Origin of the sequence: Streptomyces sp. NPDC001822 (genome assembly GCF_042892135.1) — a bacterium.
In the GTDB taxonomy this organism is placed as follows: Bacteria; Actinomycetota; Actinomycetes; order Streptomycetales; family Streptomycetaceae; genus Streptomyces.
Window position 1 is genome coordinate 100,866 of record NZ_JBIATW010000001.1, and the last position, 21,349, is coordinate 122,214.

Below are 21,349 nucleotides of genomic sequence, written 5' to 3' on the forward strand. Positions count from 1 at the left end.
CGGGTCCCACGTGGCTTCTAGCGGGGGCGCCAAAACCCCCCCCCCGCCCTTTTTTTTGTGTGCTTAAAATTGTGGCCGCCAGCGCTACTGGCCTGGGGGGGGGGGGGGGGGGGCCCCCCCCCGGGCCCCCCGCCGACGGAGACCCCAGCACAGCAGAGGACCAACTGCACGAAGGGGAAGCCATGACAGCGACGACCGACGGAAGCACCGGGGCCGCGCACCTCCGCGCAGTGCCGGCAGGCGATCCGACCGAACCAACCATCGCCGCGGACGACATCCTGGACGTCGCGCGGCGGGCCGCGGAGCGCTCTGTCGAGCACCTCCTCGGCAGGCAGGACGAGCAGGGCTGGTGGAAGGGGGACCTCGCCACCAACGTCACCATGGACGCGGAGGACCTCCTGCTGCGTCAGTTCCTCGGAATCCAGGATCCGGACACCCTCCGGGCGGCAGCCCGCTTCATCCGGGGCGAGCAGCTCGGCGACGGCACCTGGAACACCTTCTACGAGGGACCGCCCGACCTCTCGGCCACCATCGAGGCGTACGTCGCCCTCCGGCTGGCCGGAGACCATCCCGACGACCCGCACATGATGCGTGCCGCGGGCTGGGTCAGGGAACAGGGCGGCATCGCGGAGTCCCGGGTCTTCACCCGGATCTGGCTCGCCCTCTTCGGCTGGTGGAAGTGGGACGACCTGCCGGAACTCCCGCCCGAGCTGATGTTCTTCCCGAAGTGGGTCCCGCTCAACATCTACGACTTCGGGTGCTGGGCGCGTCAGACCATCGTGCCGCTCACCATCGTGTCCGCGAAGCGGCCGGTGCGGCCCGCGCCCTTCGCGCTGGACGAGCTGCACACCGATCCGGCGTGCCCCCGCCCGCCCAGACCCGCAGCCCCGGTGGTCAGTTGGGACGGAGTCTTCCAGAGACTCGACAAGGCGCTGCACCTCTATCACAAGGTCGCGCCGCGCCGGCTGAGACGTATCGCCATGAACACGGCAGCCCGGTGGATCATCGAGCGCCAGGAGAACGACGGCTGCTGGGGCGGGATCCAGCCCCCCGCGGTGTACTCCGTCATCGCCCTGCACCTGCTGGGCTACGACCTCGACCACCCCGTCATGCGGGCCGGACTCGCCTCCCTCGACCGGTTCACCGTGTGGCGCGAGGACGGCGCCCGCATGGTCGAGGCCTGTCAGTCGCCGGTCTGGGACACCTGTCTCGCGACCATCGCACTCGCGGACGCCGGTGTCAGCCCCGATCACCCCGCGCTCGTGCGGGCCGCCGACTGGATGCTCCGCGAGGAGATCCACAGGCCGGGCGACTGGTCGGTTCGCAGGCCTCAGCTCGCCCCCGGCGGATGGGCGTTCGAGTTCCACAACGACAGCTACCCGGACATCGACGACACCGCCGAAGTCGTCCTCGCGCTGCGGCGCGTCCGCCATCCCGAGCCCGCCAGGGTCGAGGCGGCCATCGAACGCGGGGTGAACTGGACCCTCGGCATGCAGTCCCGCAACGGAGCCTGGGGTGCCTTCGACGCGGACAACACCAGCCCCTTCCCCAACCGGCTCCCGTTCTGCGACTTCGGCGAGGTCATCGACCCGCCGTCCGCCGACGTCACCGGGCACGTGGTCGAGATGCTCGCCGTCGAAGGCCGTGCGGGCGACCCCCGCACGCGCCGGGGCATCGACTGGCTGATCGCCGAACAGGAGCGCAGCGGCGCCTGGTTCGGCCGATGGGGCGTCAACTACATCTACGGCACCGGCTCGGTGGTGCCCGCCCTCGTCGCGGCCGGGGTGCCTGCCGCGCACCCCGCGGTCCGTCGTGCCGTCGAGTGGGTGAAGTCCGTCCAGAACGACGACGGAGGCTGGGGCGAGGACCTGCGCTCCTACCGCGAGGAGAAGTGGATCGGCCACGGCGCGTCCACGGCCTCCCAGACCGCCTGGGCGCTCCTCGCGCTCCTGGCCGCCGGGGAGCGCGAGACCCGCTCCGTGGAGCGCGGCGTCGCCTGGCTGGCCGAGACCCAGCAGGCCGACGGCTCCTGGGACGAGCCGCACTTCACCGGCACCGGCTTTCCCTGGGACTTCTCCATCAACTACCACCTCTACCGTCAGGTGTTCCCCCTCACGGCCCTCGGCCGGTACGTGTACGGCGATCCCTTCGCCACCGCCTCCGGCATCGGCGCCGCCACCGGTGAAGGGGCCTGATCCGGTGGACGGTGCGCAGGAAGCGCCGCCCGGCCCGGCCGCACCGCTGCTGATCGCCTGCGCGCTCGGCATCGAACGCCTCGCCCTGCGCACCGGCAGGCGGGGCGACGCGCCGGGCCCGGTGAGCGTCATCAGCACGGGCATGGGCCCCCGGGCGGCGGAGAACGCCGTCCGGGCCGCTCTGGGGCGCCACGGGGCCGGAGGCACCGCGGTCATCGCCTCCGGTTTCTGCGCCGGTCTCGCACCCGGCATGCACCCCGGCGACCTGGTGGTGGCGGAGGAGACCCGCGACGCGTCGGGCACGACGGCCTGCACGGGGACCGGCCTCCTCGTCGACGCGCTGACCAGGGCGGTGCCGGGCCGGACCGTCCACACCGGCCCGCTGGCCGGCTCCGCACACGTCGTCCGGGGCCCCGAGCGGGCCGGCCTGCTGGCGACCGGTGCCATCGCCGTCGACATGGAGTCGGCGGCCACGCTCCGTACCGCCGTACGCACCGGGCCGCGTCCAGTTGCGGCCGTACGGGTGGTCGTGGACGCTCCAGAGCATGAGCTCGTCCGTATCGGCACGGTCCGCGGTGGAATATCGGCATTCCGCGTTCTTCGTGCTGTCCTTCCGGCTTTCCATGAATGGCACCGATCTTTGCTGCTCCCCAGGAGGTGAGCCCAGATGGCCATGCCACTCCGTCAGACCATCAAGGTTGCGACGTATCTCTTCGAACAGAAGCTCCGCAAGAGGGAGAAATTCCCGCTGATCGTCGAGCTGGAGCCCTTGTTCGCCTGCAATCTGGCATGCGAGGGCTGCGGCAAGATCCAGCACCCGGCCGGAGTGCTCAAGCAGCGCATGCCCGTCGCGCAGGCGGTCGGCGCTGTACTCGAATCGGGTGCCCCCATGGTGTCCATCGCCGGCGGTGAGCCCCTCATGCACCCGCAGATCGACGAGATCGTGCGTCAGCTGGTGGCGAAGAAGAAGTACGTCTTCCTCTGCACCAACGCCATGCTGATGCGCAAGAAGCTGGAGAAGTTCACCCCCTCGCCCTACTTCGCCTTCGCGGTGCACATCGACGGGCTGCGCGAGCGGCACGACGAGTCCGTCGCGAAGGAGGGCGTCTTCGACGAGGCCGTGGAGGCGATGAAGGAGGCCAAGCGGCGCGGCTTCCGGGTGACGACCAACTCCACCTTCTTCAACACGGACACCCCGCAGACCATCATCGAGGTGCTGAACTTCCTCAACGACGACCTCAAGGTGGACGAGATGATGATCTCGCCCGCCTACGCCTACGAGAAGGCACCCGACCAGGAGCACTTCCTGGGCGTCGAGCAGACCCGGGAGCTCTTCAAGAAGACCTTCGCGGGCGGCAACCGTCGGCGCTGGAGACTCAACCACTCGCCGCTCTTCCTGGACTTCCTGGAGGGCAAGGCCGACTTCGACTGCACGGCCTGGGCGATCCCCAACTACTCGCTGTTCGGCTGGCAGCGGCCCTGCTACCTGATGAGCGACGGGTACGTGCCCACCTACCGCGAGCTCATCGAGGAGACCGACTGGGACAAGTACGGCCGCGGCAAGGACCCGCGCTGCGCCAACTGCATGGCGCACTGCGGCTACGAGCCCACGGCGGTGCTCGCCACCATGGGATCGCTGAAGGAATCCCTGCGGGCGGCGCGGGAGACCATCGGCGGGAGCCGGTGACGTCATGACCACTGGAGAACCAGTCGCCCTGGGCCTCCCCGGACTGCCGGCCCGACCGCTCGCGGTGCGCCGCCCCTCGCGGCGCATCCAGGTCGGGTCGGTGGCGGTCGGTGGGGACGCACCCGTGTCGGTGCAGTCGATGACGACGACGCGGACGTCGGACATCGGTGCGACGTTGCAGCAGATCGCGGAGCTGACGGCGTCGGGTTGTCAGATCGTGCGGGTGGCGTGTCCGACGCAGGATGACGCGGACGCGTTGGCGACGATCGCGCGGAAGTCGCAGATTCCGGTGATCGCGGACATTCATTTTCAGCCGAAGTACGTGTTCGCGGCGATTGACGCGGGGTGTGCGGCGGTGCGGGTGAATCCGGGGAACATCAAGCAGTTCGACGACAAGGTGAAGGAGATCGCGAAGGCCGCGGGGGATGCGGGGACGCCGATCCGGATCGGTGTGAACGCCGGCTCGCTGGACGCGCGGCTGCTGAGGAAGTACGGGAAGGCGACGCCTGAGGCGCTCGTGGAGTCGGCCCTCTGGGAGGCGTCGCTGTTCGAGGAGCACGGGTTCCGGGACATCAAGATCTCGGTGAAGCACAACGATCCGGTCGTGATGGTGAACGCCTATCGTCAGCTGGCGGCGCAGTCGGACTATCCGTTGCACCTGGGTGTGACGGAGGCGGGTCCGGCGTTCCAGGGGACGATCAAGTCGGCGGTGGCGTTCGGTGCGTTGTTGTCGGAGGGGATCGGGGACACGATCCGGGTGTCGTTGTCGGCTCCTCCGGCGGAGGAGGTCAAGGTCGGGTTGCAGATCCTGGAGGCCTTGAATCTGAAGCAGCGGCGTCTGGAGATCGTGTCGTGTCCGTCGTGCGGGCGTGCGCAGGTGGATGTGTACAAGCTGGCGGACCAGGTGAGTGCGGGGCTTGAGGGTATGGAGGTCCCGTTGCGGGTCGCGGTGATGGGCTGTGTGGTGAACGGTCCGGGTGAGGCGCGTGAGGCGGATCTGGGTGTGGCCTCGGGTAACGGCAAGGGTCAGATCTTCGTGAAGGGCGAGGTCATCAAGACCGTCCCGGAGTCGAAGATCGTGGAGACCCTCATCGAGGAGGCCATGAAGATCGCGGAGGGTATGGAGGAGGCGGGAACCCCCACCGGGGCCCCCGCCGTGACCGTGAGCCGATAACAGGACCGAAGAGAGGGGGCCCGGTTATGACGATGCTGGAATCCATCAAGGGGCCGCAGGACCTGAAGGCGCTGAGCCTGCCGGAACTCGGTGAACTCGCGGAGGAGATCAGGGCGTTCCTCGTCCGCGCGGTGGCGAGGACGGGGGGGCACCTCGGCTCCAACCTCGGAGTCGTCGAGCTCTCCGTCGCACTGCACCGGGTCTTCGACTCGCCCGTCGACCGCATCCTCTGGGACACCGGGCACCAGAGCTACGTGCACAAACTGCTGACGGGGCGACAGGACTTCTCGAAACTGCGCGGCAAGGGCGGCCTCTCCGGCTACCCCTCCCGCGAGGAGTCCGAGCACGACGTGATCGAGAACTCCCACGCGTCCACCGCGCTCGGCTGGGCCGACGGCCTCGCCAAGGCCAACGAGGTGCTCGGACGCCCGCACCACGTCGTCGCTGTCATCGGGGACGGAGCCCTCACCGGCGGCATGGCCTGGGAGGCCCTCAACAACATCGCCGCGGCCGGCGACCGCCCGCTCATCGTCGTCGTGAACGACAACGAGCGGTCGTACGCCCCGACCATCGGCGGTCTCGCGAGCCATCTCGCGACCCTGCGCACCACCGACGGCTACGAGCGCTTCCTGTCCTGGGGCAAGGGCGTGCTCCAGCAGACGCCCGTCATCGGACAGCCGCTGTACGGGTCCCTGCACGGTGCCAAGAAGGGCTTCAAGGACACCTTCGCCCCCCAGGGCATGTTCGAGGACCTGGGCCTCAAGTACGTCGGCCCGGTCGACGGACACGACACCGCCGCGGTCGAGACCGCCCTGCACCGGGCCAAGCGCTTCAAGGGGCCCGTGCTCGTGCACTGCATCACCCAGAAGGGCAGGGGCTATCCGCCCGCCCTGGCGGACGACGCCGACCGCTTCCACACCGTCGGCAGGATGGACCCGCTCACCTGCGCGCCGCTCGTCGTCCCGGCGGCCCCCTCCTGGACCTCGGTGTTCGGCGACGAGATCGCGGAGATCGGCGCCGTCCGCCCGGACGTCGTCGCGATCACCGCGGCGATGCTGCACCCCGTCGGACTGACCAGGTTCGCCCGGGAGTTCCCCGACCGGGTCTGGGACGTCGGGATCGCCGAGCAGCACGCCGCGGTCTCGGCAGCGGGTCTCGCCACCGGCGGGCTCCACCCGGTCGTGGCCGTGTACGCCACCTTCCTCAACCGGGCCTTCGACCAGCTGCTGATGGACGTCGCCCTGCACCGGTGCGGAGTGACGTTCGTGCTGGACAGGGCCGGTGTCACCGGGGTCGACGGACCCTCCCACAACGGCATGTGGGACATGTCCCTGCTCCAGACCGTCCCCGGTCTGCGCATCGCCGCGCCGCGCGACGCCGACCGCCTGCGCGAGCAGCTCCGTGAGGCCGTGGAGGTCGACGACGCGCCGACCGTGATCCGGTTCCCCAAGGCGGCGGTGGGCGAGCCCGTCCCGGCCGTCGGGAGGATCGGCGGGATGGACGTCCTGCGCCGGGAACCGGAGGCCGACGTCCTGCTCGTGGCCGTCGGGGCACTCGCCCCGGTCTGCCTGGAGGCGGCGGACCTGCTCGCCGGGTCCGGCGTCCGCTGCACCGTGATCGACCCCCGCTGGGTCAAGCCGGTCGACGCGCAGCTGCCCGCCCTCGCCGCCCGGCACGCGCTCGTGGCCGTGGTCGAGGACAACAGCCGTTCGGGGGGCGTCGGATGGGCCGTCGGACAGGCGCTCCGCGACGCTTCCGTCGACGTACCGCTGCGGACGTTCGGCATTCCCGAGCAGTTCCTCGCGCACGCGGGACGCGACGAGGTGCTGGCCGACATCGGGCTCACCCCGGTGGAGATCGCGGGACGCGTCTTTGCCGTCCTGGAGCGCCGCGGCGCAGCGGGGGAGCGGGACACGCCGAAGGAGTCCGGAGCATGACCGACGAACGGCCGGGGTTCGACCTGGCGCGGCTCCTCGCCGAAAGAGGAGACGAACGCTACGAGCTCCACGCCCGCCACCTCAACCACCAGCTGCCGCGGATGCTGCGCACCATCGGCTTCGACAAGGTCTACGAGCGGGCCGAGGGCGCGTACTTCTGGGACGCCGAGGGCAACGACTACCTGGACATGCTCGCCGGGTTCGGGGTCATGGGCCTGGGCCGGCACCACCCCGTCGTGCGCAAGGCGCTGCACGACGTCCTGGACGCCTCGCTCGCGGACCTCACCCGGTTCGACTGCCAGCCGCTGCCCGGACTGCTCGCCGAGCGACTGCTGGTGCACAGCCCGCACCTGGACCGGGTCTTCTTCGGCAACAGCGGGACGGAGGCGGTCGAGACCGCCCTGAAGTTCGCCAGGTACGCCACAGGCAAGCCCCGGATCCTCTATTGCGGCCACGCCTTCCACGGCCTCACGACGGGGTCCCTCTCGGTGAACGGGGAGAAGGGGTTCCGGGACGGCTTCGCACCCCTGCTCCCGGACACGGCCATCGGGCTCGGCGACCTCGACGCGCTGCGGCGCGAGCTGAAGCGCGGGGACGTGGCCGGGCTGATCGTGGAGCCGATCCAGGGAAAGGGCGTGCACGCCTCGCCCCCCGGTTTCCTCCGGGAGGCACAGGAACTGCTTCGCCGGCACAAGGCCCTGCTCATCGTCGACGAGGTGCAGACCGGGCTCGGCAGGACGGGGGACTTCTACGCCTACCAGCACGAGGAGGGGGTCGAGCCGGATCTGCTGTGCGTCGCGAAGGCGCTCTCCGGCGGGTACGTCCCCGTGGGTGCGACGCTCGGGAGGGACTGGATCTTCAAGCGCGTCTACTCCTCCATGGACCGGGTCCTCGTGCACTCCGCGAGCTTCGGATCCAACGCCCAGGCCATGGCGGCCGGGCTCGCCGTCCTCTCCGTGATGGAGCAGGAGGAGACCGTCGCGAACGCCCGCCGCACCGGCGACCTGCTGCGCGAACGGCTCTCCGCGCTGGTCGGCCGCTACGAGCTGCTGCACGAGGTGCGGGGGCGCGGGCTGATGATCGGGATCGAGTTCGGCCGGCCGTCGTCCCTCCGGCTGCGCAGCCGCTGGACGATGCTGCAGGCGGCAAGGAAGGGGCTCTTCGCGCAGATGGTGGTGGTGCCGCTGCTGCGCAAGCACCGCATCCTCACCCAGGTCTCCGGCGACCACCTGGAGGTGATCAAGCTGATTCCGCCCCTGGTCATCGGGGAGCCCGAGGTGGAACGGTTCGTGGCCGCGTTCACGGCCGTCATGGACGACGCGCACAGCGGCAACGGGCTGATGTGGGACTTCGGCAGGACGCTGGTGAAGCAGGCCGCCGTCAATCGCTGAACCCGGCTCCGCCCGTCTTTTGCCCCTGAGGCAATAAATTTGCCTCAGGGGAAAGTTCCTGGCCCAATGGGGGCATGAATCCTCCTGACGGAGGGGTGGCCGACGACCTTCCGGGCGTCGCCCCACGCCTGCGCGAGCTGCGCCGCGACCGCGGTCTCACCCTGGAGAGCGCCGCCGCGCGGGCGGGACTCTCCCCGGCCCACCTCTCCCGGCTCGAGACCGGGCGCCGCCAGCCCTCGCTGCCGATGCTGCTCGGTCTCGCCCGGATCTACGGTACGACCGTCTCCGAGCTCCTGGGCGAGATGCCGCCCGAACGTGACGCGATCGTCCGTGGCGGACCGATCGACGACGCACTCGGCGACGGGTCCGGCGGCTGGCTCTACCGGCAGGCCGGCGGCTCGGGACGCGCCATGCAGGCGCTGCGCGTCCACGTCCCCCACGGTACCGAGAGCGAACTCGTGCGCGTCCACCCCGGCGAGGAGTGGCTGTACGTCCTCGACGGGCGGCTGCGGGTCGTGCTCGGGGAAACCGTGCACGACCTCGGTGCGGGCGACAGCGCCCACTTCGACTCCCTCACCCCGCACCGGATCGCGGCCCTCGGTCGCGGCGGGGCGAGCCTGCTGTTCGTCCACACGCTGCTCCAGAGCCCGGCCGCCGAGCTGTGCCTCGGGCCCGCGGTCCGGCTCTGACCTCACGTATCGTTCCCGCTTCGGCCGCTCATGGAGGCCGGAGTGCCGTCGCTCCGGTCTCCCAGGGGCCGCAAGGAAGGGCTGACATGTCCGATTCCGAGTACTACGACCCGCTCACCCCGCGCCCCCGGCCGGGGGACGACCGGGACACACAGGAGCGGCGGATGCCCCGAGGGGTCGTCATCCGGCTCATCGCCTACCTGGTGGCCGGACACGTCGTCGCGGCCTTCCTCTTCCTGCTCTTCACCGTGGCGGGCAAGGGCTGAGAGCCCGACTGCCGGCCCTGCCCGTCTCCCTCCACGGCCGGGCAGGGCCCGCTCCGTCGCCGTCAGGCGCCCTCGACGAGGCGCTCACGCAGCTTCTCGCGCGTCTCGTGGCTGATCTTCAGCCCTTCGAGGAGGTAGCGGTCGGTGCTGCCCCAGGTCTCCTCGATCGTGTCGAACGCCGCGTCGAGATATTCGCGGTGGGCGCCGAAGAGCGGATTGAGCAGTTCCATGACCTCCTCCGACATGCCCACCGGCGACGTGTCGCTGCGGTGCACCTTGTAGCGGCGGTGGGCGTCGTTGGACTTGAGGTAGTCGGCCTCGATGGCCTCCTTCTCGACGCCGACCGCGAGCAGCGAGACCGCGACCGACAGGCCCGCCCGGTCCTTGCCCGCGGCGCAGTGCATGAGCGCGGGGACGCTGTCCTCGGCCAGCGCGTGCAGGACCCGGCTGTGCTCGGCAGTCCGGTCCGTGATGATCGAGCGGTAGGACAGGACCATGCGTTCGGTGCCCTTGCCGTCGGCCAGGATCGAGCGCAGCTGCTGGATGTTCCCGTCGCGCACCAGCCGCCAGAACTCCGCGCCGTCGGCCGGGTCGGAGAGCGGGATGCTGACGTTCCGGACGCCGGGCAGTTCCACGTCGTGTCCGTCGAGCTTGTGGTCGGCGGCGTTGCGGAAGTCGAAGATCGTGTGCAGGCCCAGTCCGGCGAGGAACGCGGCGTCGGCCTCGGTGGCGTGGGCCAGGTGCCCGCTGCGGAAGAGGCGCCCGAAGCGGACGGTGCGGCCGTCGCTCGTCGGGAGCCCGCCGACGTCGCGGAAGTTGCGGACACCGGTCAGGTCCACGTCCGTCGGCTCGGGGCCGGCCGGGGGGACCTCTGGCAGCTGCGTCACAAGGGCTCCTGGAGGGTCTGGCGCCGGCGCCGCTCGCCGACGGGACACGCTCGCGACGATACGACATGGCTGCATCGCGCACGCGTCGCGTCCCCGCCGTATCGCCCTGTGCGGAGGAGCGGGCAGTGTGATGTCCGTATTGGTGCATTTACTGGAACATGCCCTGATTGTGCGGGACATGAGGGGAGGCGGGTGAGCGGGATCATATCCGTGACGGTGTGTGGTGAAGGTGCCCGTGGGTATTCCGGACGCCTTACGGAAAACCAAGATCCGTAATCCACGGAGTGTGACGGGAATTCCATAACGGAATTGAATCGGGGATTCCGGCCGGGAATCCGAGGCTTGTTACCCGAGTCCTCGCTCGCCTACGGTCACGCTCAATCCGGACGGAACGCCGAATCCTGCCGCCGCCCGGAATCCGCACCGACTCACGCGTGGCAGGAGCGGGGGAACCAGGTAAGTCGCCGGCCGGAGCGATCCGGAACGGCTCGGGGTCAAGACGCGTCACCACGCGGCCGGGCATCTCCAGCCCGAACCCGACAGCTCACCTCGCAGGCGCCGGAGAGGAATTCCCCATGCCCGCACACGGCAAGCACCGTCGTAAGAAGTCCGGTCCGCTCTCCCGAGGCATCCTTGCCGCAGGGGCCGGCGGCGCCGTACTCGCCCTCCCGCTGATCGGCGCCACCGGCGCCCACGCGGCCGAGCCGGCGTCCCCTGCGGTGAAGTCCGCCGCCGTCACCCGGAGCGCGCCCGCCGCCGTCGCGAAGGACGCACCGAAGACCTACACCGTGGTCTCCGGCGACTCCCTCGCGAAGATCGCCACCGCCAAGAAGGTCAAGGGCGGCTGGCAGAAGCTGTACAAGGACAACCGCGACGTCATCGGCGGCAACCCGAGCCTGATCGTCCCGGGTATGAAGCTGACCCTCGGCGCCAAGGCGTCCGGCGCCGCGAAGCCGGCCGCGAAGGCCGCGCCCGCCGCCGAGAAGGCCGCTCCGGCCGAGAAGACCACCGCCGCGTCGGAGGCCACCGCCTCCGGCTGGGTGGCTCCGGTCGAGCACCCCACCGTCACCACCCAGTACCACGTGGCCGGCGCCAGCTGGTCCAGCGGTTACCACACGGGCTCCGACTTCCAGGCCGCCTCGGGCACCAGCGTCCGCTCCATCGGACCCGGCACCGTCGTCTCCGCCGGGTGGAGCGGTGCGTACGGCAACGAGGTCGTCATCCAGCACAGCGACGGCATGTACTCCCAGTACGCGCACCTGTCCTCGCTGGAGGTCTCGGCCGGACAGACCGTCACGGGCGGCCAGCAGATCGGCCTGTCCGGAACCACCGGCAACTCGACCGGCCCGCACCTCCACTTCGAGGTCCGCACCGGCCCGGGCTACGGCTCCGACGTCGACCCGATCGCCTACCTGCGTTCGCACGGCGTCACCATCTGAGGGACATGACCCAGGGGTCCGGTCGAGGGGCGATGCGCGACGGCGCATCGCCCCTCGGCTTATTCCGGCTTTACCAAAACCTGACCGGGTGGTCTTTGTCACCACCCGTCAACCCCTTATTACGGTCGCGTAGGTCACATTCGAGGGTGCAGGATAAGCCCTTGTGGCAGACGATTCGAGAAACAAACAACGAGGCATCATCGGGTCGTACGCAGCGATTGGCGACAGTTTCACCGAGGGCGTCGGGGACCCCGGCCCGGACGGCAGGCTCGTCGGCTGGGCGGACCGTTTCGCGGTCCTCCTCGCGGACCAGCTCCCGGTTCCCGATGCGATGGCCGGCCCGGTGGACGACCCGCACGGAATCTTCCGGTACGCCAATCTCGCCGTACGCGGACGACTCCTCGACCAGATAGTCGAGGAACAGGTACCCCGCGCGAAGCAGCTGGCCCCTGATCTGGTCAGCTTCTGCGCGGGCGGCAACGACATCCTCCGCCCGGGCTCGGACCCGGACGACGTGGCCGAGCGCTTCGAACGCGCGGTGGCCGACCTCACCCAGGCCGTCGGAACGGTGATGGTGACCACCGGCTTCGACACCCGCGGCATCCCCGTGCTCAGGCACCTGCGCGGCAAGATCGCCACCTACACCGCACACGTCCGGTCCATCGCCGACCGGTACGACTGCCCGGTTCTCGACCTGTGGTCCCTGCGTTCCGTGCAGGACCGGAGGGCCTGGGACAACGACCGGCTGCACCTCTCGCCCGAGGGTCACACCCGGGTCGCGCTCCGCGCCGCCCAGGTCCTCGGACTCGACGTGCCCGCCGACCCCGACCAGGCGTGGCCCCCGCAGGCGCAGCGGGGCACCCTGGAAGCGCGCCGCGACAACATCAACTGGGCACGGGAGTACCTCGTCCCGTGGATCGGCCGACGGCTGCGCGGTGAGTCCTCCGGTGACCACGTGGAGGCCAAACGCCCCGACCTGCTGCCGCTCTGACGGCTCGTCGGGTCCTCAGGAGACGCTGACGACGGGCAGGAGCGGCCGGGCCGCCGGATCCGCGGACACGGGGAGCCCGTCCGGAGCGGGTATCCGCACCGGACGGGCGGGTATCCGCTCCAGCACGCCGCCCGCGAAGACGTCGTACAGCGGCAGCGTCTCCAGGTGCACATAGCCGATGTGACAGTCGCACACCTCGAGCGGGCAGCCGCGCGGGCCGAGGGCGTCACGGTAGCTGCCGTCGTAGAGATTGCCGAGCTCGGCGCGGACGAAGTGGCAGCGCCGCACCGTCCCGTCACCGTCCACCGAGACGACGGACTCACCGGTCCGGCAGGGCAGGCCCGCCGAGCGGTGGGGGTGCCTGCTGTAGGGGAACAGCGGGTCCAGGGCCGTCCAGTCGGCCGCCTCCTCGTCGGTATAGGTGTGCCCCTCGGCGGCGTTGACCCAGAGGTACACCTCGGGCGGCAGCGCGGCGCGCAGCCGGCGGGCCTCGGCCAGGTGCTCGTGCAGGCCGACGATCCCGACGCTGTGGCGCACCCCGAGAGCCGTGAGCTCCCGGCACCGGCCGAGGAACCGCTCGTAGGGCGTCTGGCCCGGGTGGTAGGTGCACCACAGGGCCACCTTGTCCCGGTCCGCCTCCGCCAGCCATGCGGTACGGCCGCTGAGATTGGTCTGTACGGCGACCCTCGCGATGTGCGGCAGGCGGGACAGCTCGACGAGCGCCCGCCGGTACCAGGAACGGACCAGCGCCTCGCCCCACGGAGTGAACAGCACCGACAGCCGGTCGCCCTGCTGCGCGGCCGCCCAGGCGGTGAAGCGCTCCAGGGCCGCACGGTCCGCGCGCAGCAGCTCACCGCTGTCCCGGCGCTTGGCGAACGGGCAGTAGGGGCAGTCGTAGTCGCACGAGGCCAGCGGACCCCGGTACAGGATGGTCAGGTCCTTGCCCACCGGCCCGCTCACTTCGCCTCGTACGCGGCCATCGCGGCCCGTACCTCCGGGGAGAACAGCTCCGGCCCGAGCGCGTCGGAGTGGGCCAGCCCCTCGGGGGACAGCCGCAGCAGGCCCGCGTCCGCGGTGCCGTCGAGCCAGCCGCGCGCGGCGAACAGCTCCAGCTCGGCCCGGAAGTCGGCGTACGGATCGACCCCGAAGCGGTCGCGGTAATCGGCGGTCCTCATGCCCCGGGCCTGGAGGAGCGACTGCAGCAGATGCCGTCTGCGCGCCTCGCCCTCGTCGACGTGACGGCCGACCTCCGCCCGGGAGAAGTCCGACGTGCCGGTGAAACCGTCGATGATGCCCCTGATCTCCCGCATCTCCACCGCGTAGTCGAAGGAGTAGTGGAGGGAAGAGGTGTACGACCGCGCCCCGCAGCCGAGCCCGATCATGCCGTCGGTCTGGCAGGCGTAGTCCTCGGGGCCCGTGGGCGTGGTGTCCCCGCGGCGGAACATCCGCATCGACACCTGCTCGTAGCCGTGTGCCAGCAGGTGGTCGCGGCCCGCGCGGTACAGCCGGAGCCGCTGCTCGTCCCAGGCGGCGTCCGGGCCGGATTCCGCCGGCCCGGACGCCGCGCTCCGGCGCCCGAGGCCGGTCAACGGGCGCACGTACAGCGGGTAGAGGTACAGCTCCTCGGGGCGCCAGGCCAGAGCGGCGTCCAGCGAGGTGCGCCAGCTCGCCTCCGTCTGGCCGTCCATGCCGTAGATCAGGTCGATGTTGAGCACCGGGACGCCCGCCTCCCGGATACGGCCGAGGGCGGCCTCCACCTCGGACCGGTGCTGAGGGCGCACCGCCGCACGGGCCTCGGCGTCCACGAAGCTCTGCACGCCGATGCTGATCCGGGTGGCTCCACGGTCGGCCAGGACGGACAGCCGGTCGGCCGTGGCGGTCGACGGTGACGTCTCCACCGACAGGGGGATGGAGCGCAGATCGGCGCCCATCCGCTTCTCCGCGATGTCGCAGAGGCGCTCCAGCTCCCCGGCGTCGAGGTAGGTGGGAGTGCCGCCGCCGAACGCCGCCGCCGCGAAACGCACCGGTGCGTCGTCCCCCAGCGCGTCACGGACGGCCACGGCCTGCCGGTCGAGTGCGTCGAGGTACCGGGTCGTCAGCTCGTCGGGGGCGCCGATCCTCGTGAACAGGTTGCAGAAACCGCAGCGGACCTCGCAGAAGGGTATGTGCGCGTAGAGGGAGAGCGCGTCCTTGCTCTCGTCCGCCCACAGCCCGCTCAGCAGCGGGCGTCCGGCGGGGTGGGCGCTGAGCGGACGGTAGGCGGTCTTGTGGGGATAGGCGTACACGTAGCTCACGTAGGGGCTCGTGGTGGTGACGGTCATCGTGATGCCCCCGGGTCGAGGAAGAAGTGGGCGTAGGGCACGGTCCACACGACTTCGTGACCGAGCCGGTGACCGGTGTAGCCGTCGTCCCCGTAGGCCGTGCCGTGATCAGAGCAGACGATCGCGAAACACCTGCGGCGACTGCTCGCCGCGTCGAAGAGCCGGCCGATGTGCCGGTCCACGTACTCCAGGGCGGCCGCGTGCGTGGCCAACGAGTCGCCGGCTCCGGCCGTCGCGCCCGGCAGATGGAACCAGTTGGGCTGGTGCAGCGCCGCCACGTTGACGAAGAGGAAGAGCCTCTGTTCCGAGGGGAGTCCGGCGACGACCTGCTCCGCGCGCGCGACCTGCGCCTCGAAGGACGTCGGTGAGGCGACACCGAACTCCGGCTCCCAGTGACTCTCCTGGAACATGCCGGGCAGCACCGAGCCGAGGGGCGGGCGGCGGTTGAAGAAGCCCACGCCGCCCACACAGACCGTGCGGTAGCCGACCGCGGCGAGGCCCGAGAGGATGTCGGGCGTCTCGTGCACGAAGGTGCCGTCCGCGGTCGACTCGCTGCCGGCGAAGCGTGCCGCGAACAGGCGCGGGTGGGGGCCCGGGGCGGCAGGCGTCGGCAGGAAACCCGCGAAGATCGCCTGGTGGGAGGCGTAGGTGAAGCTTCCCGGCGCGTGCCTCTCCTCCCAGACGCCGCCGGGGAGATGCCGGGCGAGGTTCGGGATGCGCCCCGCCGCGGCCAGATCCCGGGCGACGTCGAACCGCAGCGTGTCCAGGGTGACCAGCAGCAGATCGTGGCTCCCCACGACCGCGTTCATGTCCGGGTTCGGGCCCGGGCTCTCCACGCCGGTGTGCGTGGGATCAGGGGGCGTCGGTGACACGGTCGTTCCTTGTCCGGTTCAGTACGGCGGCGATCTGCGCGCCGTAGGTGTCCAGGTCCTCCGCGCCGCTGCCGGGGAGTCCGGTCAGCCGGGGCAGGAGGTCCCCGAAGGCGTTGACCTCGCCGACGGTGAAGCGCCGCCAGCCGGTGGAGGGCAGCAGGTCGACCCCGACGCAGAGCGTGCCCGGGAAGCAGGCGGCGGCCCGCTCGCAGACCGCCAGGGCGGCCTCCCAGCTGCCGCCGGCCGCCTCCACCGCCGCCCTTGCGTGGCCGAGATCGCCTCGCGCCCCTCCCAGGTGCAGGTTGGTCATGGGATACCTGCTGGTCCGCACGACGGCGTGCGTCGCCCGGCCCGCGACCACCACGACCCGGAGGTCGGCGACCCGGCCCCGCTGGGAGGCCTTGGGGAGCCAGCGCTCGATGTGCAGTCCGTCGGGCGCCAGAGCGTCGATCAGAGCCGCCACCTCACGCTCCGTCGTGCACCTGCGCACCCGCAGCGAGTTGAACAGCCGGCCCTCGGCGTCCCGCTCCACCGATGTGGCCGCACGGATCCTCCCGGGGCCGGCCGTCTCCAGGGCGACCACGCCGGAGGCGGACGAACCGTGGGCCGGCTTCACGAACACCCGCGGCATCCGGTGACCGGCCATCAACGCCCGCACATCCGCCCAGCCCCGCACCGGTGCGGCCGCGGGCCCCGAGGTGGGAGACTCCGGTACGGGCACTCCCGCCGTGTCCAGGACACCGTGACAGATCCGCTTGTCGAACAGAACGGCGATGTCCCCCGGATCGTCCAGCACTTCGGCGTCCGCGGCGTCCGCGGCCCGGGCGACATCCCGCACGGCCGCAGTGAAACGGGCGTACCAGCGGGCCGAACCCTCCACCCTCGTCGGATCGTCCATCCCGCGCAGAAGCCTGTCCACCTCCGCGTCCTCACCCGGGGAGTCGACCCGCACCGTCTCCCCGGGCAGGAAGCGGGCGTCGCCCCGGAGGACGTCGAGCCAGGGGACCGTGCGCGCCGCCGGAAGCCCGGCGGCGCGCAGCGCGTCCTGGAAGAGGCCGACCCTGCGGTTGCCCGGGATGCCGACGACCGCGAGGCGCGGGAGCGCGCTACTCACTGACTGCGACATAGCGCGACTCGTCGTCCTCGTCGTCCCAGTCCTCGGCTCCTTCGAGATCGACCCGCACACCGGCCCCGGCGCACAGTTCCTCGATCCGGGCGACGTACGGGCCGCTGAGGTAGTGGTGGTGCAGGTCCAGGGCGGAGAGGTGGGTGAGCGGCTGCCCGCCCAGCAGGGCCTCGGCGCCGACGTCGCTGAGGGTGCCCATCGCCAGGGACAGCGAGTCGAGTCGTGCGACGACCGGCGCCGAGGCCACCGCGACGGCTATCTCGTCCTGGATCTCGCTGTTCTGCAGACCGAGGTGGCGCAGCGCCGGGTACGCGGACCCGGACAGCACCGGTGCCAGGTCGGCGACGGACGCGTCACCGCCGTACCACTCGGAGCCGAACCAGAATTCCAGGTGCTCCAGGGACGGGAGGTCGGACGCTCCCACCGCTCGGACGATGTGTCCCGGCAGGCCTCCGGACTCGAAGCGCAGCGACTTCAGTCCCGCGTGCCGCACGGGGTCCAGCCGGAGATTCACCCCGTCGGCAGCCTCTCCGCAGCCACGCACGGTCAGTTCCTCCAGCAGCGGAAGGGCTTCCAGGACCGGGGTGATGTCGCACATCTGCAGCCACGACAGCTCGCACTCCTCGCTCTCCACATCGGCGAGGAACAGCGCGCGCAGGGCCGGGAAGCGGTGCGCGTCCGCGGCGATCGCGTCGACCACCGGCTGGAAGGAGGAGTACTCGTCCTCCCACCAGGGCCCGATCAGCAGCGCCCGCACTCCTGCCGGATCGACCTCATCGAGGAAGCGCTGCCAGTGCTCGGGGAACGTCTCTCCGCCCCAGGCGCATTCCAGCCGCCACGCCACGGATCCGGGTGAGGCCGGCTTTCCGGCCCCGGGGGCGTCGGGAGCGGGCAGAGTGAGGACCGGCAGGCCGTGGAAGACGTCCGGGTGAATGATGTCGGTCATCGCGCTCCCCTATTCCGCGACCGCGGTGTAGCGTCCGGCGGCCCCGCGGTCGTCCCAGGGTTCGCAGCGCTCGGACAGGTCGACGGTGACGCCGTGAGGGGCGAGCGCTTCGGTGACGCGACGCTCCATCGGTTCGGTGAGGAAGTGGTGGTGCAGGTCGAGTGCTTCGAGATGGACGAGCGGCTGGCCCTCCAGCAGCGCGGCCGCGCCCTCGTCGCCCAGCGTGCCGTTCGACAGGTCGAGCGTGCGGAGCCGGGCGACGAGCGGGGCCGAGCCGATCGCGGCCGCGATCTCGTTCTGCAGTTCGCTGTTGCGCAGACCGAGGTGCCGCAGCCGGGGGAAGCGAGTGCCCGTGAGCAGCGGCGCCAGGTCGGGTATGGCCGCGTCGCCGCCGTACGCGGACATGCCCAGCCAGAGGTCCAGGCTTTCCAGCGCGGGCAGTTCGCTGTCCAGCACACCGCGCAGCGCCTCGGCCGGAAGCCCTCCGCTCTCGATGGTGAGCTCACGCAGCGACCCGTGCTCGACGGGCGGGAAGAGGAGCCCCGTGCCCCCGCGGACACCGAGATGGGTGAGGGCCGGGAAGGCGGTGAGGAGGGCGGTGACGTCGGACTGCTCGATCCAGGAGATCTCCGCCTCCTCCATCACCAGGTCGCCGACGAAGACCGCCGTGAGCGAGCTCAGCCGGCCGGCCGCGGCCACGACGAGCCCGATCGGGTACGACGAGTCCTCCTCGTACGACTCGCCCCACTGCCCGATGATCAGAGCCCGGACGCGGGAGGGGTCGACGGCGTCGAGAAAGGCGTCGAACTCCTCCTCCCAGCTCCTGTCCCCCTCGGGGCCGAACGGGTCGACACTGACGCGCCAGGCCACGGCTTCGGCCGCGGGGCGCGCCGACTCCTCGGTCTCGCGCTGGAAATCGACGGCTCGAAGGCCGAGCAACTCGTGCAGACGGTCCGCGTCGGACATGGCACTGAGCTCCTGATGCTGGGAACGGCTGATGTCCGCAAAGGTTTATCAAGGCCCACTGACAACACCGTGACCGGGCCCCGCCGACCGCCTGCGCGCGGCTGGACGCACCGGGCGGGGCCGGGCGGGACCGGCCGGCCGGTCCGGCAGCGGAGGCCCACCGTTCGTGCGGCGGACACCCCCGCGCGAGGGCCGCGCGTCGAGGGTCCGGGCGACCGGCGGGCCGCGGCCGTCGACGGATTGTCAGACCCCTCTCGTAGCGTTTCATCTGTGACCGGCACAGGGGGTGCCGGGGCGGAGGGGAGACGTCTGTGTACCGGCAGGGCGACGTACTGATCGTGGGGCTGGACGAGTCGGAGGTGCCCGCGCACTTCCTCGACGCGCCGGGTGAACTCCGGGACGGCCGGGGGAGGCTGGTCCTTGCGCTCGGCGAAGTCACGGGCCACGCACACGCCGTGCAGGGACCCGGCAGGCTGATGCGGGAGGCGGGGCCCTTCGGCCCGATGCTGCTCCACCTTCCCGACGGCGGACGCGTGGTCCACGAGGAGCACGCGGTGATAGCACTGCCCAAGGGCTGGTTCCGCGTCGTCCGGCAGCGCGAGTACGCACCGGGCGCGGTCCGGATCGTCGCGGACTGACGAGTCCGGCGGATGCGGGACCGTGAGGCGCGGTCGCGGACTGAGGAGTCCGGCGGATGCGGAACCGTGAGGCGCGGTCGCGGACAGGCACTGCGGTGGCGGCAGGCATGACAGTCAGAGCGGGAACAGGGGACGGGGAACAGCTATGCAGTACGTGAACGCGTGGCGGGCGGTCGCGGCGGCGACCGGCCGGGCGGACCGGGGTGCGGCCGAGGACGGTGTGCGGCTGGCCTACCGACGTGCGGGGCTCGCCGAGCCCGAGCGCGTCATCTGGGCCGACTCGCCCAAGGCGGCGGTCGAAGCGGTGGAGAAACTCGTCGGTGCCGGACGCTCCGTCCGCGAGGAAGTGCGTACCCGCCCATGGGCGGAGGAGCGTCGCCGGATCTACGACGAGCTGGGCCCGGCCGGCTGGTCCGCGCTGTGGTCCGCCACCGGTGCCCAGTTGTGGGAGACCACCGCCGCACTGGCCGACCGGATCCGGACGGGGATCGTCGCCGAGCTCGCCACCCGGCCCGAGGACGAGTCCGACGTCCGTCTCGTCCTGCTCGACGCGGTCCTGGGCCAGCACGACGCGGCCTGGCTGGCGGCCTTCGACGGCCGGGGCGACCGGCTGACCGGACTGGCCGAGGTCGCCAGGAACGCGGGCTGGTGGTGGCCCTACGAACACGCCGTGGTGATCAGCGAGCGTCCCGAGGCGCTCCACCGGGACGAGGCGGGACGGCTGGACCGGGGCGACGGCCCGGCCCTCGCCTACCCCGACGGCTTCGCTCTCCACGCCTGGCGCGGAATGCCCGTGCCCGCCGAGTTCCTCGACTCCCTGGGGTCCCTGACCCCCGAACGCATACGTGCCGAGGAGAACGCCGAGCTGCGGCGGGTCATGCTCGAGTACTACGGCTACGACCGCTATCTCTCCGAATCGGGCGCGCGGCCCGTGCACCAGGACGAGACCGGAGTCCTGTGGCGCATAGCCATGGAGGGCGACGAGGACGTGGTGATGGTCGAGGTGGTCAACTCCACACCGGAGCCGGACGGTACGCACCGCACCTACTGGCTCCGAGTCCCGCCGAGGACCGGGACCGCGAAGGAGGGGGTCGCGTGGACGTTCGGGCTGGAGGGGGAGGCCTACGCGCCGTTGCGGCAGACCTGACCGGACCGGCGGCACCCGGGGGAGGTGCTTCGGGCCGGCAGTGCCGGGGTCGGACGGCCGGCACCTCCTGCGCGCCGGCCGTCAGGCGGTCAGCGCCGCGTGGTCGATGCCGAGTTCGCGGGCGAGCGCCTCCTCGGTCCACCGCAGCATGGTCGCTCTGGACAGCGGACCCGCGTACGACGTCATCTGGACGGCCAGACCGTCCAGCAGCGCCGTCAGCCGCCAGGCCACCGACATGGGGTCGTCGCACCGGAACTCGCCCGCCGCGGCGCCCTCGTCGATGACCTCCGCCAGCTCCGCCTTCCACTGCTGGTCGAGATCGCCCGCCACCTCCCGGAGCGCCGGATCCCGCAGGGAGGACGCCCAGCCTTCGATCCAGAGCCGCCACCCCTTGGCCTGGCCGGTCGGCGCGTACCAGCGCACGGCGGCGCGCAGCCGTCGTACGGCGCTGGTCCTCCGCGACAGCAGCCTGCGCAGGTGGGCCAGATCGGCCTCGGCGGCGTAGGCGAACGCGGCGGCCACCAGCTTCTCTTTGGACGAGAAGTGGTACAGCACCAGCGCGTTGCTCACCCCGAGGACGGCGGCGACGTCCGCGATCCGGACCGCGGCCACACCCCGTACCTCGATCTGCTCGACGGCAGCGCGCAGAAGCTCTTCCCGACGTTCTGCCACGCTCA

The 21,349-nt window shown here is 71.2% G+C and carries 20 protein-coding genes and 1 riboswitch; of the genes, 12 read left to right on the forward strand and 8 right to left on the reverse strand.

The window, feature by feature from the left end; all coding sequences use genetic code 11:
* Positions 1 to 182 precede the first annotated feature (182 nt).
* From shc to ACFYY2_RS00520, 8 genes are all read left to right on the forward strand, one after another.
* Positions 183 to 2,195: a squalene--hopene cyclase gene (gene shc, locus ACFYY2_RS00485; protein WP_388735100.1), complete on the forward strand. Its 2,013-nt coding sequence runs from the start codon at positions 183 to 185 to the stop codon at positions 2,193 to 2,195.
* A 4-nt stretch (positions 2,196 to 2,199) separates the two neighbouring features.
* Positions 2,200 to 2,856, forward strand: a complete 657-nt coding sequence (locus ACFYY2_RS00490; protein WP_388735102.1) for a 1-hydroxy-2-methyl-2-butenyl 4-diphosphate reductase — start codon at positions 2,200 to 2,202, stop codon at positions 2,854 to 2,856.
* 6 nt (positions 2,857 to 2,862) lie between these two features.
* A complete protein-coding gene (gene hpnH / locus ACFYY2_RS00495; protein ID WP_388735104.1) occupies positions 2,863 to 3,882 on the forward strand; it encodes an adenosyl-hopene transferase HpnH in 1,020 nt (339 codons plus the stop codon).
* Between the two features lie 4 nt (positions 3,883 to 3,886).
* Positions 3,887 to 5,056 (forward strand): flavodoxin-dependent (E)-4-hydroxy-3-methylbut-2-enyl-diphosphate synthase, encoded by a 1,170-nt coding sequence (ispG, locus tag ACFYY2_RS00500; protein WP_388735106.1) that lies wholly within the window; start codon positions 3,887 to 3,889, stop codon positions 5,054 to 5,056.
* A 26-nt stretch (positions 5,057 to 5,082) separates the two neighbouring features.
* Positions 5,083 to 6,993 carry a 1-deoxy-D-xylulose-5-phosphate synthase gene (gene dxs, locus ACFYY2_RS00505; protein WP_388735108.1) on the forward strand — a complete coding sequence of 637 codons (1,911 nt, stop codon included), beginning with the start codon at positions 5,083 to 5,085 and terminating at the stop codon, positions 6,991 to 6,993.
* A complete protein-coding gene (locus ACFYY2_RS00510) occupies positions 6,990 to 8,384 on the forward strand; it encodes an aspartate aminotransferase family protein (RefSeq protein ID WP_388735110.1) in 1,395 nt (464 codons plus the stop codon). The genes dxs and ACFYY2_RS00510 overlap by 4 nt, the downstream gene beginning before the upstream one ends.
* A gap of 74 nt (positions 8,385 to 8,458) precedes the next feature.
* Positions 8,459 to 9,073, forward strand: a complete 615-nt coding sequence (locus ACFYY2_RS00515) for a helix-turn-helix domain-containing protein (protein WP_388735112.1) — start codon at positions 8,459 to 8,461, stop codon at positions 9,071 to 9,073.
* An 86-nt stretch (positions 9,074 to 9,159) separates the two neighbouring features.
* Entirely contained in the window at positions 9,160 to 9,339 is a 180-nt protein-coding gene (locus tag ACFYY2_RS00520) for a DUF6126 family protein (RefSeq protein WP_388735114.1), read from the forward strand.
* A gap of 62 nt (positions 9,340 to 9,401) precedes the next feature.
* Here the strand turns inward: ACFYY2_RS00520 and ACFYY2_RS00525 are convergent, their stop codons facing one another.
* Positions 9,402 to 10,226, reverse strand: a complete 825-nt coding sequence (locus tag ACFYY2_RS00525; RefSeq protein ID WP_388735116.1) for a tyrosine-protein phosphatase — start codon at positions 10,224 to 10,226, stop codon at positions 9,402 to 9,404.
* A 411-nt stretch (positions 10,227 to 10,637) separates the two neighbouring features.
* Positions 10,638 to 10,797, forward strand: a riboswitch (cyclic di-AMP (ydaO/yuaA leader).
* 4 nt (positions 10,798 to 10,801) lie between these two features.
* Between ACFYY2_RS00525 and ACFYY2_RS00530 the strand changes: the two genes are divergently transcribed.
* Together ACFYY2_RS00530 and ACFYY2_RS00535 are read left to right on the forward strand one after the other, a co-directional pair.
* On the forward strand, positions 10,802 to 11,665 hold the full coding sequence (locus ACFYY2_RS00530) for a peptidoglycan DD-metalloendopeptidase family protein (RefSeq protein ID WP_388735118.1): 864 nt from the start codon (positions 10,802 to 10,804) through the stop codon (positions 11,663 to 11,665).
* Positions 11,666 to 11,828: 163 nt separating this feature from the next.
* The gene (locus tag ACFYY2_RS00535) at positions 11,829 to 12,656 is read left to right on the forward strand and encodes an SGNH/GDSL hydrolase family protein (protein WP_388735120.1); all 828 of its coding nucleotides are present in this window, start codon (positions 11,829 to 11,831) and stop codon (positions 12,654 to 12,656) included.
* A 15-nt stretch (positions 12,657 to 12,671) separates the two neighbouring features.
* Here the strand turns inward: ACFYY2_RS00535 and ACFYY2_RS00540 are convergent, their stop codons facing one another.
* The 6 genes from ACFYY2_RS00540 to ACFYY2_RS00565 are packed head-to-tail and all read right to left on the reverse strand — an operon-like array spanning position 12,672 to position 18,887.
* Complete coding sequence (locus ACFYY2_RS00540) at positions 12,672 to 13,604, reverse strand: STM4011 family radical SAM protein (protein WP_388736743.1); 933 nt, start codon at positions 13,602 to 13,604, stop codon at positions 12,672 to 12,674.
* A gap of 8 nt (positions 13,605 to 13,612) precedes the next feature.
* On the reverse strand, positions 13,613 to 14,977 hold the full coding sequence (locus ACFYY2_RS00545) for an STM4012 family radical SAM protein (protein WP_388735122.1): 1,365 nt from the start codon (positions 14,975 to 14,977) through the stop codon (positions 13,613 to 13,615).
* On the reverse strand, positions 14,974 to 15,786 hold the full coding sequence (locus ACFYY2_RS00550) for an STM4013/SEN3800 family hydrolase (protein ID WP_388736746.1): 813 nt from the start codon (positions 15,784 to 15,786) through the stop codon (positions 14,974 to 14,976). Before ACFYY2_RS00550 ends, ACFYY2_RS00545 begins: the two co-directional genes overlap by 4 nt.
* A 43-nt stretch (positions 15,787 to 15,829) precedes the next feature.
* Positions 15,830 to 16,975 (reverse strand): STM4014 family protein, encoded by a 1,146-nt coding sequence (locus ACFYY2_RS00555; RefSeq protein ID WP_388735123.1) that lies wholly within the window; start codon positions 16,973 to 16,975, stop codon positions 15,830 to 15,832.
* Positions 16,956 to 17,921 carry an STM4015 family protein gene (locus ACFYY2_RS00560; RefSeq protein WP_388735125.1) on the reverse strand — a complete coding sequence of 322 codons (966 nt, stop codon included), beginning with the start codon at positions 17,919 to 17,921 and terminating at the stop codon, positions 16,956 to 16,958. The genes ACFYY2_RS00555 and ACFYY2_RS00560 overlap by 20 nt, the downstream gene beginning before the upstream one ends.
* Before the next feature lie 9 nt (positions 17,922 to 17,930).
* Positions 17,931 to 18,887, reverse strand: a complete 957-nt coding sequence (locus ACFYY2_RS00565; protein ID WP_388735127.1) for an STM4015 family protein — start codon at positions 18,885 to 18,887, stop codon at positions 17,931 to 17,933.
* 311 nt (positions 18,888 to 19,198) lie between these two features.
* Between ACFYY2_RS00565 and ACFYY2_RS00570 the strand changes: the two genes are divergently transcribed.
* Both ACFYY2_RS00570 and ACFYY2_RS00575 read left to right on the forward strand, forming a co-directional pair.
* The gene (locus tag ACFYY2_RS00570) at positions 19,199 to 19,525 is read left to right on the forward strand and encodes a hypothetical protein (protein WP_388735129.1); all 327 of its coding nucleotides are present in this window, start codon (positions 19,199 to 19,201) and stop codon (positions 19,523 to 19,525) included.
* 145 nt (positions 19,526 to 19,670) lie between these two features.
* Entirely contained in the window at positions 19,671 to 20,672 is a 1,002-nt protein-coding gene (locus tag ACFYY2_RS00575; RefSeq protein ID WP_388735131.1) for a DUF6745 domain-containing protein, read from the forward strand.
* Between the two features lie 81 nt (positions 20,673 to 20,753).
* Here the strand turns inward: ACFYY2_RS00575 and ACFYY2_RS00580 are convergent, their stop codons facing one another.
* Positions 20,754 to 21,344 (reverse strand): TetR/AcrR family transcriptional regulator, encoded by a 591-nt coding sequence (locus ACFYY2_RS00580; protein WP_388735133.1) that lies wholly within the window; start codon positions 21,342 to 21,344, stop codon positions 20,754 to 20,756.
* Positions 21,345 to 21,349: the final 5 nt, after the last annotated feature.